At 60.6% G+C, this 14,637-nt stretch carries 13 protein-coding genes; 4 read left to right on the top strand and 9 right to left on the bottom strand.

The features are described from left to right. From FTE24_RS17390 to FTE24_RS17375, 4 genes are all read right to left on the bottom strand, one after another. On the bottom strand, positions 1 to 213 hold a 213-nt coding region (locus tag FTE24_RS17390; protein ID WP_202111903.1), incomplete at its 3' end, for a hypothetical protein. Between the two features lie 170 nt (positions 214 to 383). Then, a complete protein-coding gene (locus FTE24_RS17385; protein ID WP_150231971.1) occupies positions 384 to 1,937 on the bottom strand; it encodes a response regulator in 1,554 nt (517 codons plus the stop codon). Further along, positions 1,912 to 3,378: a sensor histidine kinase gene (locus tag FTE24_RS17380; protein WP_150231973.1), complete on the bottom strand. Its 1,467-nt coding sequence runs from the start codon at positions 3,376 to 3,378 to the stop codon at positions 1,912 to 1,914. Before FTE24_RS17380 ends, FTE24_RS17385 begins: the two co-directional genes overlap by 26 nt. After that, positions 3,375 to 4,352 carry a sugar ABC transporter substrate-binding protein gene (locus tag FTE24_RS17375; protein ID WP_150231975.1) on the bottom strand — a complete coding sequence of 326 codons (978 nt, stop codon included), beginning with the start codon at positions 4,350 to 4,352 and terminating at the stop codon, positions 3,375 to 3,377. The genes FTE24_RS17380 and FTE24_RS17375 overlap by 4 nt, the downstream gene beginning before the upstream one ends. Positions 4,353 to 4,632: 280 nt before the next feature. Between FTE24_RS17375 and FTE24_RS17370 the strand changes: the two genes are divergently transcribed. Then, positions 4,633 to 5,370 carry a superoxide dismutase family protein gene (locus tag FTE24_RS17370; protein WP_141448711.1) on the top strand — a complete coding sequence of 246 codons (738 nt, stop codon included), beginning with the start codon at positions 4,633 to 4,635 and terminating at the stop codon, positions 5,368 to 5,370. Positions 5,371 to 5,933: 563 nt separating this feature from the next. Here FTE24_RS17370 and FTE24_RS17365 read toward each other — a convergent pair. From FTE24_RS17365 to FTE24_RS17350, 4 genes are all read right to left on the bottom strand, one after another. Further along, positions 5,934 to 6,488, bottom strand: coding sequence for an STM3941 family protein (locus FTE24_RS17365; protein WP_150231978.1), 555 nt, complete (start codon positions 6,486 to 6,488; stop codon positions 5,934 to 5,936). Between the two features lie 267 nt (positions 6,489 to 6,755). Continuing rightward, on the bottom strand, positions 6,756 to 8,273 hold the full coding sequence (locus FTE24_RS17360) for an ABC transporter permease/substrate-binding protein (RefSeq protein ID WP_150231981.1): 1,518 nt from the start codon (positions 8,271 to 8,273) through the stop codon (positions 6,756 to 6,758). Then, entirely contained in the window at positions 8,270 to 9,253 is a 984-nt protein-coding gene (locus FTE24_RS17355; RefSeq protein WP_150231983.1) for an ABC transporter ATP-binding protein, read from the bottom strand. Before FTE24_RS17355 ends, FTE24_RS17360 begins: the two co-directional genes overlap by 4 nt. A 306-nt stretch (positions 9,254 to 9,559) precedes the next feature. Beyond that, on the bottom strand, positions 9,560 to 11,170 hold the full coding sequence (locus tag FTE24_RS17350; RefSeq protein WP_150232620.1) for an alkaline phosphatase: 1,611 nt from the start codon (positions 11,168 to 11,170) through the stop codon (positions 9,560 to 9,562). Between the two features lie 286 nt (positions 11,171 to 11,456). Between FTE24_RS17350 and FTE24_RS17345 the strand changes: the two genes are divergently transcribed. The 3 genes from FTE24_RS17345 to FTE24_RS17335 all read left to right on the top strand — a co-directional run bounded on the left by FTE24_RS17345 (position 11,457) and on the right by FTE24_RS17335 (position 13,438). Further along, positions 11,457 to 12,101: an NAD(P)-dependent oxidoreductase gene (locus tag FTE24_RS17345; RefSeq protein WP_160441815.1), complete on the top strand. Its 645-nt coding sequence runs from the start codon at positions 11,457 to 11,459 to the stop codon at positions 12,099 to 12,101. Between the two features lie 67 nt (positions 12,102 to 12,168). Continuing rightward, entirely contained in the window at positions 12,169 to 13,194 is a 1,026-nt protein-coding gene (locus tag FTE24_RS17340; protein ID WP_150231987.1) for an exonuclease domain-containing protein, read from the top strand. Next, positions 13,187 to 13,438, top strand: coding sequence for a hypothetical protein (locus FTE24_RS17335; RefSeq protein WP_150231989.1), 252 nt, complete (start codon positions 13,187 to 13,189; stop codon positions 13,436 to 13,438). Before FTE24_RS17340 ends, FTE24_RS17335 begins: the two co-directional genes overlap by 8 nt. A gap of 591 nt (positions 13,439 to 14,029) precedes the next feature. Here the strand turns inward: FTE24_RS17335 and FTE24_RS17330 are convergent. Beyond that, entirely contained in the window at positions 14,030 to 14,623 is a 594-nt protein-coding gene (locus tag FTE24_RS17330; RefSeq protein WP_150231991.1) for an AAA family ATPase, read from the bottom strand. Between the last annotated feature and the right edge of the window lie 14 nt (positions 14,624 to 14,637).

The following is a 14,637-nucleotide window of genomic DNA, read 5'->3' as shown; positions in this document are numbered from 1 at the left end:
GTTCTCCGCGCCGTCTGCCGCGGCGCCGGACTCTGCCGGCTGCGGCTGCGCCGACGCCGCCGGGGCGACGGTCTCGCCGCCGGCCCGCGCGGGCGGCGCGTCCTGCACGCCCGAGCAGGACGCAAGCGCGATGAGCAGCATCAGCAGCGCGAACGCGGCGATCCGGCGCAAGCGCACCGTCGGAACCGGCGGCTGCATGCTTCGCCGACGCATCGCACTCTTTTTCCCGGCCGCTCGTTCGTCCCGCTCCTGACCGCTCTCCGGTCTCCGCCCAAATCCGCTTTCCTTCGGCATCCGTTCGCTTCGTTCCGAACTTTCCCCCGCCGTCCGTTCGCCTCGTTCCAAGCTTTTCCGGCTGCCCGAACTTCCCGCGCTCTCTCCGCTCATACCCCACCGCCCAGCAGCGCTCTGCGGTATTCGGTCGGCGAGAGGTCGCACGTTTTTTTGAATACTTTGCTGAAATAGTTCGGATCGTGGTAGCCGACTTCGAACGTGATTTCCTTGAGGCTGCGGGCCGGGTCGCTCATGAGCTTCTTCGCTTTGTCGATCCGGCATTGGGTCAGGAAGTCGATATAGTTGACGCCGACCTGCTCCTTGAACAGCTTGCTGATATAAAAAGGACTCAGTTCGAACTTCTCCCCGATCGATTCGAGCGAAATGTCTTCGTGCGAACGTTCGGCGATGTACTGCTTGATCCGCCGCACCGTATCGGGCTTGATGCGATCCAGATGCTCCGCGTACGCTTCGTTGATCCGGTCGAGGATCGCGCCGGTCTCGGCGCGCAGCTGGCGGTAATCCTGCGCCTGGAACGAAAACGTCGGCGTATCGATCTCCACGCCCATCTCCGCCAGCACCCGCAGCGCGACCCACAGCCGCTCCAGCACGCGCTGCTGCGCCTGCAGCCGGTCCGCGCCTTCGCTCTCGCAGCGGCGCAGGAAATCGAGCGTCTCCGTGCGGATGCCGTCCCAGTCGCCGATGCGGATCTGCTCGAAGAAATGCTGCTCCCAGCGCTTGTCGGGATAATCGAGGACGGAATCCGCGCCGCCGTTCTCCGGCTTGTCGGTATACAGCCGGTAGCGCACCGGCTGCTTCGGATCGGGCGTCGCGAGCAGCGCTTCGCGGTAAGACTGCCGCACCTGCGACAGCGAAGCGCAGACGCTGCCGACGCCGACGAACCATTCGTCGCTCGAACCCGAATGTTTGCGCCCCGCGTCCAGCAGCCCGCGCGCAAGATCCGACGCCTGCACGCGGAACGACCGGCTGCGGTCGCGGAACGCGATGACCGGAATCTGCCGGCCGTACAAAGCGCCGACCCAACCGGCCGCTTCGCGCCGGACGAGGTCGCGGATCGCGCCGTAGGCGCTTTCGGCTCCCGCCGGCACGAGTACCGACAGCGCGAACGTCTCGCTGCCGCCGTCCGCGCCGAGCCACGCCACCAGCTCGTCCGAATGGACCTCGTGCACATGGTCGAACAGCAGCTGCGTCACGATGTCCGTCTCGATCACGGGCATGACCCGCTCCAGCGCGTCTTCGCGCAGCCGGCTCCGCTCGCGCTTCTCGTTCTCTTCCGCGATCTGCTCCAGCACGCGGCCGACCGTTTTGTGGATCTCGCCCGCTTTGCTCGGCTTGAGGAGATAATCTTTGACGCCGAGCTTGAGCGCCCGGCGGGCATAATCGAACGTATCGTACGCGGTGACCATGACGATCTTGATCTCGGGATATTTTTCGCCGATGATCTCGGTCGCTTCCAGCCCGTCCATCCCCGGCATTTTGATATCCATCAGAATCAGGTCCGGCCGGAACGTCTCTGTCAATTCGACCGCCAGCCTGCCGTTTTTCGCCTGTTCGATCTCAAGTTCCGGGAATCCTTTTTGCAAAATGGCCTGCAGTCCTTCCCGCCCGACCTGCTCGTCATCCACGATCAGCAATCTTGTCATAGGTGTCGCTTCTCCTTATTTTCGGTAATTTGAGCTTGACCCGCACGCCGCCGTTTTCGCCGCTGCGGATCTCGATCACGTCCGTCACCCCGTAGAACAGCCGCAGCCGCCGCACGACGTTGCCGAAGCCGATCCCTGTCGAATGGCCTTCCGGCTGCATCTCGCGTTCTTCGAGAATGCCGCGGATTTTGTCTTCGCTCATGCCCGGCCCGTCGTCCGCGATCTCCACCGTGACGACGTCGCCTTCCGCCGCAATCGTCACCGTAATCGTGCCTCCGCTCTCCGACGGCTCGATCGCGTGGATAACCGCATTTTCCACGATCGGCTGCAGCGTCAGACCCGGCATCTGCACCGACAGGCAGCTCTCGTCGATCTCGGTCACGAGCGTCAGCCGCTCCGTGAAGCGCGCCGACTGGATCTCCATGTACTGGCGCATGACGCGCACTTCGTCGTACAGCGTCACCGCCCGGTCGAGCCGCTTGAGGTTGTAGCGCAGCAGTCCGGCCACGCTTACCAGCAGGTCGCTTGTCTCTTCGGCCCCTTCCAGAAAAGCTTTTTTGGACAGCGTATCGAGGATATTGAACAGGAAATGCGGATTGATCTGGCTCTGCAGACTGCGCAGCTGACTCTCCTGCAGCAGCAGGCGGCTCTGCTGAAGTTCGCTTTCGAGCCGCGCTTTTTCCCGGATCTCTAGGATCAGGTTGTTGATGTTGACCCGCATCCGTTCGAACGTCGTCGCCAGAAAATAAATCTCGTCCCGCGAAGTGACCGTGATCTGCCGCTCGAATCGCCCTTTGGCCAGCTCCTGCGCCGCTTTGGTGAGCTGCTGGACCGGCCTCGTGATGCTGAGCGAGAACCAGTACGTGAACAGCAGCAGCCCGAACGTGATCGCGAGCAGAATCCAGATGCCGAGCTTCTTGAGTTCTTCGGCCTGTTCGATAATGCTGCGGTAAAAGCGGTCGTACGTATTCAGCTCGATATCGATCAGCTGCAGCGTCATCTCGGAGATGTAGCGGGAGATACGCGTCGCTTCCGCGAACGCCCGCGTCGACTCTTCGTTTTCGCGCTCGGACTTGAACATGACCGAACGGTCCGTCGTCTCGACCAGGCTGTCGATCAGGTTCATGTAACTGGTGAGCGCAAAATCGTTCTCCCCGTTGCGCAGCCGCCCGACGGAACTGCGCGCCTGCTTCAGCTGCTGCTCGCTGCGGCGCAGGCTGCTGAGATTGCCTTCGGTCGGCGTCAGCAGGTAAATATTGAGCGAATTGACCGTCTGGCTGCTCGTCGTCGTCACTTCGTTCATATACAGGTAGCGCTGCAAAATATCGTTGTATTGATCCTGCGTCTTCTGGTTGTAGTACGTCAGCATGATCCAGATCGAAGCCATAATAAACATGACGAGGGCGGTCAGCGTCCAGATTTTGCGTTGAATGCCGATCATGGCGCCTCCTCCGTCGTCAGCAGCCGGATATCGGTCAGATACCCTTCGACATCCAGCGGGACCGTCTCGCCGTTCAGCCAGCGCGTCATCATCCGCACGCCCGTCTCGCCCATCTCGCCCGGCGACTGCTCGACGATCGCGTCCAGCTTGCCCTGGCGCAGCAGCGGCAAAATGGTCGGATGGTCATCGAACGAGTAAATATGGTACGGAGCGATCTGCGACCGCCGCCCGATCTCCTGCACCATCGCGGCGGTCAGATTGGCGTCGATCGAGATGAAGGCGTTTACATCGGGAAAACGATTCATCACGTCCTGCGTCGCCGCGGAGACGTTCACTTCGTCGTCGGACGTCTTGACGTATTCGACGCGAATGTCCGGGTAACGCTCCAGCACGCCGCGCACGCCTTCGAGGCGCCGGCGCTGGTCGTACTCCTCGCGGTCGTCGCCGATCAGCACGACCCGCCCTGTTTCGCCCATATCGTTCACGAGGCGTTCTCCGATCATCCGGCCAGCGGCGAACGCGTCGGAACCGACGTACGTTTTGCGCATACTGTCGGACATCGGCACGTCGCTTGCGACCGTAATGATCGGAATCCCGGAAAAAGCCGCTTTGACCTTCGTCAGGTTATCGAACCGGTCTTCGTCCATGCCCTGCACGATAATGCCGTCCACTTTGGCGTCGATCGCGATCTCGAGCTGCTTGAGAAAATCTTCCCGATCTTCCCCGTACGTGCCCCACACTTCCAGATTCGCCCCGATCCGCCGCGCTTCCGCTTCCGCTCCTTCGCCGACCTTGTTCCAGAAAGGTGTCCCCAAATCCTGCGTAATAAGCACGAGCCGGTAACGGTCCGTCTGCGAATCCTGCGGCTGCGGCGGCTGCCAGGCGGATTGCACGAAGCGGATCGCCGAAATCATCGTGAAAAATAAAAACACGGCACAGATCGAACCGAGTGCCAGGCTGATCGTCTTATGCAAACCGCCATCCCTCTTCCCTGCGTAAGGATACTTAAAGTATAACATTTTTTTCCAGTCTCAAGGTGTAAAAAGTACGTCCCGAGTCAGGCTGAAATCGCGAAAGAAGTCCAAATCCAGTTTTTCTACTGTAGCAAATCGTCCGTCGTCTGGGTAGCACTTTTTTACAAAGCAGCCTATGAAACGGTTTACACATTGCGTTTCGCCGTTTTGCCGCAGGGGTAAGGAGCAGCAACGCCCGGACATCCTGTCCGATCCCAACTTCCAAGGAGGAATCTTTCACATGGCAAAAAAACCTCTCGGCAAAAAGCATCTCGCGGCTTCGTTCGTATGCGGCGCCGTCTTGTTCTCGGGCCTGACCGCCGGAGCGGCCGGCACGTCCGTGTCGGCTGTCGTCTCCAACGTCTCGTTCTTCGCGTTCGGCGAACGCCAGCAGGCTCCGGCGCCGACCGGCCTCAGCGGCTCGAAGTCTCCGGCTGCCCTGAACTACGACGGCACGACGTACGTGCCGGTACGCGCGGTCGGCGATATGCTCGACGTGCCCGTCTACTGGGACGCGGCGAACCAGGCGATCTCGACCGGCTCCGCCAAAACGATCGTCAAAAACGCAGACGGCAAAGTCCACGGCAGCGTCGACCTGACGGAAGAAAAAGGCGGCGTCCGCGTCAAAGTCAGCCTGACCGGCCTGCCTCCGGGCGCGCACGGTATCCACGTGCACCAGATGCCGGTCAAAAACAACGATTTCGCGACCGCTCTCGGCCACTTCAACCCGACCAGCCACGAACACGGCCATCATAATCCGAAAGGCGCCCACGTCGGCGACTTCGAGAAAAACCTGACCGTCGCCGCCAACGGCAAAGCCGTGCAGGAATTTTTCCTCGAAGGCGCCAACCTCCGACCGGACAGCGCCATGTCCGTCGCCGGCCGCTCGATCATCATCCACGCCGGCCCGGACGACCAGAAAACCGACCCGTCCGGCGACTCCGGGGACCGGATCGCGGGCGGAAACGTGCCGAAATAATGATTTTCGGCTGACGTTTCGCGCCTTGGCGGGAACGTGCCGAAGTAATGATTTTCGGCTGACGTTTCGCGCCTTGGCGGGGACGTGCCGAAGTAATGATCTTCGGCTCACGTTTCGCGCCTTGGCGGGAACGTGCCGAAATGAACGGCTTTGCTTCGGCAGACGTTCCGCTTTTCCGCCCAAAATAAGTGCTTAAAAGCTCTTATTTGCCCACAAAACGACGCCGTTTTACGAATAACTGCCTGAATACATCTATTTGCTCTCTTTTCGCTTCGTTAAGATGAAAAAGAGACAATTAAGTGTATTCTCGCAGTTATTTTCATATATGCTCCGAAATAGGGCGGATTAACTGTACTTCTGCACTTATTCGGCGCAGCTCCCTCGTGCGTTCGAAAGAATCGTCCCGCGGTCGCGCGCCGTGCCGCACAACCCGCACAGTGAGGGTGAAGTCGAACAATCCAAAAAAAGCCCCCATTCTCCAAGGGAGAATCGGGGCTTTTCGATATGGATTTTTGCGTATCCCCTTTTCCATACAAAACGTTCGCGTTCGACAAGCCGCCGGCCTACCGCCCCGTCTGCCCGTACCGCATCCAGTGCGCTTCGATCTCGGCCAGGATCGTGGCAGATTCGCGGCCGAAGCCCTGCATCGGGATGTTGACCGGCATCGAGACGAGGCCGCGGTTGGCTCGCATCAGGCCGCGTATGAAGCCGCTGCGCTGCGCCGAAAATTCGCGGGCATCGTACAGGTCGATCCCGATGTACGGCTGGCCCATCAGCGCGTACGGCTCGATTCGGCTAATATCGCTCCAGGCGACAAAGCCCGCGCTGGCCGCCGCTACCCGGTCGTGCAGGCCGTTCTCGTCCAGCGTCAGCACCGGAGACAGCCGGAACGCACGTCTCACGCCGAAGCCCAATCCGGCTGCGCCCATCAGCAGCGACAGCAGACCCATCACGCCGCCGAACAGGGAAGCGTCTTCCCCTTCCCCGAAGCCGAGTACCGTCAGGTACATCCCGGCCACTACGAACAGCAGACCGAACAGCGCGATTTGCAGCGCTTTGCCCCGTTTGTGATAAAAATGCAGCGGCGTTTCGGACACACTTCCCATCATTTCGTTCATGTTCTTACTTCCCTTCTTGAATAGGTACGGGACTTCTCTTGCACATACAACCGATTTCCAGAGGAGGATCGTCCTGCCTTTTATAATCCCGTTCCTCTACGTGCCTATTCGCTTTCGGGATTCGTTTTTTTGCCGCCGCTATCCAAAAAACGCTCCGTCCGCAGCGCTTCTGGCGAAGCTTGCCGCGGAGGAACGTTCGTTCATTCCGGTGTTACGCCTGTTCGGTTCGATCTCTGCAACCGGATCTTTGAAGCCTAACGCTCGATTTTATTTCAGCAGTCCTTTGCCGGTCAGGAATTCGCGGGCCACTTCTTCCGCCGAACGTCCTTCCGCGTTGACCGCGTAGTTCATCTTGCGCATCTCGTCGTCCGTGATCTGCCCGGCCAGAACGTTCAGCGCGTCGGCCAGTTCCGGATGCTCGTCGAGCGTGCTCTGAAGCATGAGCGGCGCGCCCTGATACGGCGGGAACAAGCCTTTGTCGTCTTCGAGCACGGTCAGGTCGTATTCGGCCAGTTCGCTGTCGGTCGAATACGCGTCGAGCAGGTCGATATCGCCGCTCTCGATCGCCTGGTAGCGCAGCTTCGGTTCCATCGTGAACACGGTATGGAAGTCGATGCCGTACAATTTCTGAATGCCCAGATAGCCGTCTTCGCGATCGGAAAATTCCAGCGTGAAGCCGGCTTCCAGATTGTTCTCCAGCGGCTTGAGGTCGGAGATCGACTTCACTTCGTATTGGTCGGCCAGCTTTTTCGACATGGCCAGCGCGTACGTATTGTTGTACGCCATCGGTTCGAGCATCGCCATATTGAACTGGCTCTTCATGCCGTCCCGCGCTTGGGCGTACACTTCGGCGGCGTCGGTGCTGACGGCCGTCGTCTTCATGAATTCGCTGATCGCCGTGCCGGTGAACTCCGGGTACACGTCGACGTCGCCGCTCTGAAGCGCCGCGAAGACGAACGACGTCTTGCCGAGGCCCGGCTTCAATTCCACGTCCAGGTCGGTATCCTGTTCGATCAATTCCTTGTACATATTGATCAGGATCTCCGGTTCCGCGCCGAGCTTGCCGGCGATGACCAGATCGGCTTTATTGGACTGGCCGACGAGCGGGATGATCAGGAAAGCGGCGATCACGAGCGCGAACCCGCCCAGCGCCGCGAGCGAACGCTTCAGCGACAGCTTCTGCAGGAAGCGCAGCGCCAGATCGAACACGATCGCAAGCAAAGCGGCGGGAATCGCGCCGAGCAGGATCAGGTTCGTGTCGTTGCGGTCGATCCCGAGCAGGATCAGCTCGCCGAGACCGCCGCCGCCGATCAGGGCGGCAAGCGTTGCCGTGCCGATGATCAGCACGGTCGCCGTGCGGATACCGGCCATGATGACGGGCATCGCGAGCGGCAGCTCGACCTTGACCAGGCGGCGCCGGCGATTCATGCCCATCGCGTCGGCCGCTTCGAGCAGCGAAGGATCGACGCCGCGTACGCCGGTATACGTATTGCGCAGAATCGGCAGCAGCGCGTAGATGACGAGCGCGACGACGGCCGGCACGCGGCCGATGCCGAGCAGCGGGATCATCAAGCCGAGCAGCGCAAGCGACGGAATCGTCTGCAGGACGGCGGTTACGCCGATGATGCCTTCCGCGCCGCGCGGTCGTCTGGCGAGCATCAGGCCGAGCGGAACGGAGATCAGCGCGGCGATGAGCAGCGAGATGAACGACAGCGTAATATGCTCGCCAAGCGTCGTCCAGAGCTGCTCCTGCCGCTGGGCAAACACGTCGAAGAACGTATTCATTCGGCGCCGCCCCCTTCCTCGATCTCACGGGCGATCCGCTTGAGCGTCCGTTCGCGTTCGAGCAGTCCGATCACGACGTCGCCCCGGCGCACGATCAGCCGCTCTTCCGCCGCGAGATGCCAGAGCAGCTCGCCGAGCCGGGTATCGGCGCCGATCGTGACCGCGCCGTTCGTCGCCAACTGCTGATCGGGCGTCATCGGCTCGATCAGGTCTTCGGCGGTCAGCGGCACGTCCGGGCCGTATCCCGACCCGCCGACTGCCGCATCGCCCAGAAATTCGCGGACAAAGTCGTTCGCGGGCACATGCAAAATATCGTCGGGCGTACCGATCTGTACGATTTGGCCTCCGTTCATTACGCAGATGCGGTCGCCCAGCTTGAGCGCTTCGCGCATGTCGTGCGTGACGAAGACGATCGTCTTGCGGATCGTGCGCTGAAGTTCCAGCAGGTCGTTCTGCAGTTTCTCCCGCGTGACCGGATCGAGCGCGCTGAACGGCTCGTCCATCAGCAGGATGTCGGGATCGGCCGCAAGCGCGCGCACGACGCCGACCCGCTGCTGCTGGCCGCCGGACAGTTCGGACGGGCGCTTGCCGCGGTAGACGGCCGGATCGAGACCGACCATATGCAGCAGCCGGTCGATCGTTTTGTCGATTTCCGCTTTCGGTTTCTTCATTAGCTCGGGCACGATCGCCACGTTCTCCGCGACGGTCATATGCGGGAAAAGCGCGATCTGCTGCAGCACATAGCCGATATTCCAACGCAGTTCGTTCAGCTTGTAGTCGTCCATCGAACGTCCGTCGATCGCGATGCGTCCTCCGCTCGCTTCGATCAGCCGGTTGATCATCTTGAGCACGGTCGTTTTGCCGCAGCCGCTGGGACCGATCAGGACGAAAAATTCACCCTTTTGCACTTCAAAAGACAATTCGGCGGCCGCTTTGCGTCCGTCGCCATACACCTTGCTCACTTCTTCAAATAGGATCATAGTATTCTCCCGGGTCATTGTCATGGAATTCGGCTCCCGGCAATGCGTGGGCAAACGACTTGTTTGCGCGCAAGCATCGAGCAAGCACCTTCTTCACCTATCAATACCCGATTGTAGCGCGTTGGTATCATCCCCTGAAAAAAAAGACTCCGGCCTGAATCATGCCGGAGTCTTCCTCATCTGGCCGCGTGCCTGTTCGCGTGTCTGAACGCGCGGCTGTTCTCGTCTGCGGCGTCTGCTTCGTGCAGCGCCCGTTCGCTTGAAGCACCCGCTGCAATCCGTGGGCGGCGGCTTCAATCGCTTCGCTTAAGGAAGCAGGTCAACCGCATCCTGCGGCACGAACACCTGCACGCCGTTGCTGACGACGTTGCCTTCGAGCTGGACGCTTTTGCCGTTCAGGTCGGCCACGCTTTTGAATACCGGCAGGCGCAGTGTATCGCTGCCTTTGGTCACGACCAGGACCGGATTGGCTTTGTTGCTCTCGTCCAGTTTCCACTGCGCGCCTTTGGCTTTGAACGCGTCCGCGGCCGGCACGAACAGGCGCTTCGATACCGCAGCCAGGTCGAGGCCGAGCGCCGATTCCATCGCGCGCGCGATATCCGTGTTTTCCAAAACGCCGTGCAGCTTCCGTCCTTCCGGCGCGTACGAGTACAACGCGACGTCGCCGCCCGTATGGCCGCCCGACGTCCAGCCGATATGCGCGCGTTCGCTGATCATCGGTCCGATCACGGAGTTCAGGCGACCGGCTTCCGCCCGGCGGATCGTCTCGATTTCTTTGTTCGTCAGATCGGTGATGCCGTAATACTGGCCGACGACCTGCTTGATGTTGTTGTTGGTGCGCGGGCTCGCAAGCTTCGCTTCGACGCCTTCGCCGGTCAGCTTCGCTTTGAGCAGCGGAGCGGTGAACGTGGACAGCGGCTCTTTGTCGTACGTGCCCGTCGTGGCGCGGTCACCGATCGAAATGCCGCCGTTCGCATGGTCCGTTACCGCGAGCACCATCGTATTGCCGTCTTCTTTGGCGAATTCGAGCGCTTCGCCGACCGCTTTGTCGAACGCGTTCACGTCGCTGATGATGCCGATCGGATCGTTGGCATGCGCCGCCCAATCGACTTTGCTGCCTTCGACCATCAGGAAAAATCCGTCTTCGTTACGGTCCAGCACGTCGATCGCTTTTTCCGTCATTTCCGCAAGGCTCGGCTGTTTGACCGGGTCGCGGTCCATGTCGTAGCTCATCGCGGCATCGGCGAACATGCCCCACAGCTTGTCGGAATCGGCCGCTTTCAGGCTTGCCGTATCGTTGACCAGGGCGTAGCCTCTGTCGCGGATCACGTTTTGCAGGTTCTCCCCGTCTTTGCGGCCGGCCGGCGTGAAGTATTTGGCTCCGCCGCCAAGCACCACGTCGATGCCCGCATAGACCTGCTGCTTGCTCAGGGCGTCATAGTTGCCTCGGTCCGGATAGTGGGCGCTAAAAGCGGCCGGCGTCGCGTGCATGATCTCGGACGTGGCGATGATGCCCGTCGATTTGCCGGCCAGGCGCGCCGCTTCCAGCACGTTCGCGACCGGCTTCTTCTCGTCGCCGCTTGCGATTGGAGCGAGGCCCGGCATCGTGTTCTTGTCCGGCAGCACGCCGACGTAACCGGTATGCGATTTGTAGCCGGTCGCAAAAGCCGTTCCGGCCGGAGCCGAATCCGCGATCGCGGCGTCGGCGGAGTAGGTACGCACGAGGCCGCTGGCCATCTCGTCCATCGCCAACGGCTTGCCGCCGTTGTACCAGCGCGCGAGCGTGGTGCCGTCCATGCCCATGCCGTCCGGAATCAGGATGATCACATTCTGCGCCTGAATCTCCGGTTGTTCGGCGGCTGTCGCCGCCTGCGCTCCCGTTCCCATCAGCATGGCCGCCGAAAGCGCCCCTGCCATCCAAGCTGCCTTGCCGCGTCCGCGTACCGGTCCAACCTTTTGCAAACAAATCCACTCCTCTGTATGTTTTTCAATCCTGTTCCAGTGTAGGTAGCGAACATTCGACAAAGATTAAGAATGGTTACGATTTGTGTAAAAAAGCCCCACCTTGCCGACTCCCTCGAAGCGAGCAAAGTTGAAACCGGCACGCCGGAATCGCATAATAGATAATAGAAAGAGGACCTGCGCCTTTGCGGCGGCAGGCCCGATCAACGCATTTTCAGGATGGATATAGATGGAGGGTCCCATGAATCAGTCTAAGCTCATTGCCGTGATCGGCGGGACGGGCAGCGTAGGCCGATATGTCGTCAGCTGCGCACTTCAGCAGGGCTATCGGGTACGGATGCTCGTCCGGAACGTGCGGAGCATGCAGCTGCCGCCGGAGATGGCCGCGAGACTGTCCGTCGTGCAGGGAGACGCGACGCGTCACGATTCGCTGCGCGAACTGCTGGCCGGCTGCTCCGCCGTCATCAACACCTTCGGCAGACCGCCGGAGGAAGAACCTCTGTACAGCGCGGTCACCGGCCGCGTGCTCGAAGAAATGGAACGGGCCGGCGTCCCGCGCTACATCGGCGTCACCGGACTGTCGCTGAAGCTTCAGGGCGACCGCAAATCGCTCGGCGGCCGCGTCGTGTCCCGCATGCTGCGTTCGCTGCATCCGCAGTTCGCTTCCGACCGGCTGCAGGAATGGAACGTGCTGCGCGGCAGTTCGGCGGAATGGACGCTCGTGCGCCTGCCGGTCGTCAAGGAAGGCCAGGGCGGCTGCGCGATCAAGGCTGACGCCGAACGCATGACGGGCAACCGGATCTACAACGGCGACGTCGCCCGGTTCCTCGTGGAACAGGTCGGCAGTTCCGAATTTGCCCGGCGCTGTCCGTTTATCGGCAGCTGAAGACCGGATTGCACAAGACCGGATCGCAGGATCGGGTCATTGATAAAAAAAAGGAGGGATCGACGTTATGGACTTCGTGGCGATCGACTTCGAGACGGCCAATTCCAAACGGGCGAGCGTCTGTGCGGTAGGCCTCGTCGACGTGCGCGGCGGCAAAATCGTCGACGAATATTATACGCTCGTCAATCCGCATGACGACTTCGATTATTTCTGCATCGCCGTGCACGGCATTACGCCGGACCAGGTCGAGAACGCTCCGTCGTTTGCCGATATTTGGCCGGAGCTGAGCCGCCGGATCGAAGACCGCGTGCTCGTCGCGCACAACGCTTCGTTCGATATGAGCGTGCTGCGCCGCAGCGCGGAGACGCTCGGGCTGCACCTGCCGCCGATCCGCTACATGTGTTCGTGCCTGCTGGCGCGCAAGATCTGGCCGGAGATGCCGAACCACAAACTGAACACCGTCACGCGCCAGCTCGGGCTGAACGCGTTCAAGCATCACGACGCGCTCGAAGACGCGCGGGCGGCCGCCCGGATCTTTCTCCGCTGCTCGGAAGCGGGCGAAGCTTCGGACTGCGACGCCCTGGCCGACCGCTACGGCTATCGGCTGGGCGAGATGCTGGAGAACGGCGCCCAGCATATTACGTTCTCGTCGTCCGCTGCCAAAGGCGGACGCACCAAAGCCGGCCGGGCTGCGGCCGGCCCGGGTGCAGGCGCGGCTGGCGGCGCAAAGGCCACAGCCGGCCTGCCGGCGCCAAATGCGGCAGCCGACCGCGGCAATCCGCTGTACGGGAAGCGGATCGTGTTCTCCGGGCGGCTGAGCGGCTTCAAGCGCGAAGACGCCCAGCGTACAGCCGCCGGCTTCGGCGCGCTGTGTACGGAATCGGTCGAATGGAAGACCGATTATGTCGTCGTCGGGCGCAGCGACTACGCCAAGTATGCCGCAGGCGGCTATATGAGCGGCAAGACGCAGTCCGCCGCACGGCTTGCGGCGGGCGGCAGCGCCGTCCGCATCCTGTCGGAAGACGAATTTGCGGAGCGGCTGCGGGAAGCGGCCGGCGCCTCTTCCGGCGGCGGGGAACGTCCGCATGGATAAACGCAAACTCCAGCTCCGCCTGCAGCAGAAAATGATGTTCGACGTGCTGTTCGTCGCCTTGGCTATCGCTTCGATTTTCTATTTCGACCTCTATGCGCTGCCCGGCATTTTGCTGCCGCTTCTGCTCGCCGCCCTGCGCGGCTACACGTTCGTGCTCAATCTACGGCGTTTTCGCCGCCTGTCAGCCGAACTTCGGAGCGAACAGCCCAAAAGCCGGTTGTACGACCGCGAGGAAGAACCTTAAATCTCCCGTACCGGGGCGGCCGGACGAACAAACCGGCGAACCTGTGTGGCGGGCGATCGATTCGTTGGCGGAGGATCGACGCGAGCGGCAGGCAATCTGCAGCGGTGACGAGTCGTCCGCACCGGTATCGGTACGGCGGTCTGAAACGCTATCCGCTATCGGTATGCATATCCGTATCACTACTGGTCTCGCAACTGCGCTTGCTTCGCCCCCGCCCCACCCCGTACCTACTTGCTTTTTCAAAAAAACTTCTTAAAGCTTCTTTATTAAACAACCCTTATTAAGTCTTCTTTATTAAACCTTCTTTATTAAGGGATCGCGTAAAAAAGAAGGTGCCGCACGGACAAAAAGCGAGGCTTCTCCCGACGGAGAGGCCTCACTTTTGTATACGTTTTTGAGTATGCTTTTTGATTACGTCTTTTGAGTACGCCATTGAGCATGCTTTTTGAATACGCGATTTGCGTGTGACGTTTGCGTACGCTGCATCGGATATTCTTTTTCGGCAGAGCACGCATTCAGTTATTGTCTATTGTCGTCCATCCTTGTTCTAACCTTCTGGATAACGCGTCTCTGGTACCGACCGCCTGACGCCTAAGCCTGCGTGCCGTATACGAATTGCTCGATGCTGAGCGTGTTTTCTTCCAGCGTGGAGGCGGAGTTGTCGAAGTACAGGACGGAATCGCCCGGCAGGTTCCACTCCACGTTCGTGCGCTCCATGCGCTTCACGAACAGGTCCCAGTTGGCCAGTTTCCATTCATCGGCTTTGTGACCCCGTTCTTCGATGCGCTTTTTGTACTGCGTCATATCGGCGAGGTAGACGTACACGACTTTGACTTCGACGTCGTCCACGGTTGCGCCGATCTTCGCCAGCTCGTCATGGATCCAGTTCGGATTGCGGATCTCGCTCGTGAACGGGCCTACCGCGAACACGTCGGCATTCAGCTCCAGATTCTCCCGCGCCACGTCCATCGTCATTTCGTAGCCGAGGTCCCTGCACAACTCCTTGTACGCCGCCGAATCGCGATCGTCGGGATCATGTCCCGCAATCCGCATGATCTTCTCGCTTGCCCGGCGGGATACGGTATCCATATCGAGGAAGACCGCATGATGCTTGTCGGTGATTCCTTTTGCCAGCGTCGTCTTGCCACTGCCGGCGCCTCCTACGAAAAATACGAGTTTACGCATCTTATTCTCTCCTT

This window comes from Saccharibacillus sp. WB 17 (assembly GCF_008634075.2).
Taxonomy (GTDB): domain Bacteria; phylum Bacillota; class Bacilli; order Paenibacillales; family Paenibacillaceae; genus Saccharibacillus; species Saccharibacillus brassicae.
Note: the sequence above shows the minus strand (reverse complement) of the source record. Positions and strands in the feature narration are given on the sequence as shown.

What these genes read in the sequence shown, in the direction of transcription:
- FTE24_RS17385 (WP_150231971.1), bottom strand. Translation starts at nt 1,937, where the DNA reads ATGACAAGATTGCTGATCGTGGATGACGAGCAGGTCGGGCGGGAAGGA.
- FTE24_RS17380 (WP_150231973.1), bottom strand. Translation starts at nt 3,378, where the DNA reads ATGATCGGCATTCAACGCAAAATCTGGACGCTGACCGCCCTCGTCATG.
- FTE24_RS17370 (WP_141448711.1), top strand. Translation starts at nt 4,633, where the DNA reads ATGGCAAAAAAACCTCTCGGCAAAAAGCATCTCGCGGCTTCGTTCGTA.
- FTE24_RS17365 (WP_150231978.1), bottom strand. Translation starts at nt 6,488, where the DNA reads ATGAACGAAATGATGGGAAGTGTGTCCGAAACGCCGCTGCATTTTTAT.
- FTE24_RS17360 (WP_150231981.1), bottom strand. Translation starts at nt 8,273, where the DNA reads ATGAATACGTTCTTCGACGTGTTTGCCCAGCGGCAGGAGCAGCTCTGG.
- FTE24_RS17355 (WP_150231983.1), bottom strand. Translation starts at nt 9,253, where the DNA reads ATGATCCTATTTGAAGAAGTGAGCAAGGTGTATGGCGACGGACGCAAA.
- FTE24_RS17350 (WP_150232620.1), bottom strand. Translation starts at nt 11,170, where the DNA reads ATGGCAGGGGCGCTTTCGGCGGCCATGCTGATGGGAACGGGAGCGCAG.
- FTE24_RS17345 (WP_160441815.1), top strand. Translation starts at nt 11,457, where the DNA reads ATGAATCAGTCTAAGCTCATTGCCGTGATCGGCGGGACGGGCAGCGTA.
- FTE24_RS17340 (WP_150231987.1), top strand. Translation starts at nt 12,169, where the DNA reads ATGGACTTCGTGGCGATCGACTTCGAGACGGCCAATTCCAAACGGGCG.
- FTE24_RS17335 (WP_150231989.1), top strand. Translation starts at nt 13,187, where the DNA reads ATGGATAAACGCAAACTCCAGCTCCGCCTGCAGCAGAAAATGATGTTC.
- FTE24_RS17330 (WP_150231991.1), bottom strand. Translation starts at nt 14,623, where the DNA reads ATGCGTAAACTCGTATTTTTCGTAGGAGGCGCCGGCAGTGGCAAGACG.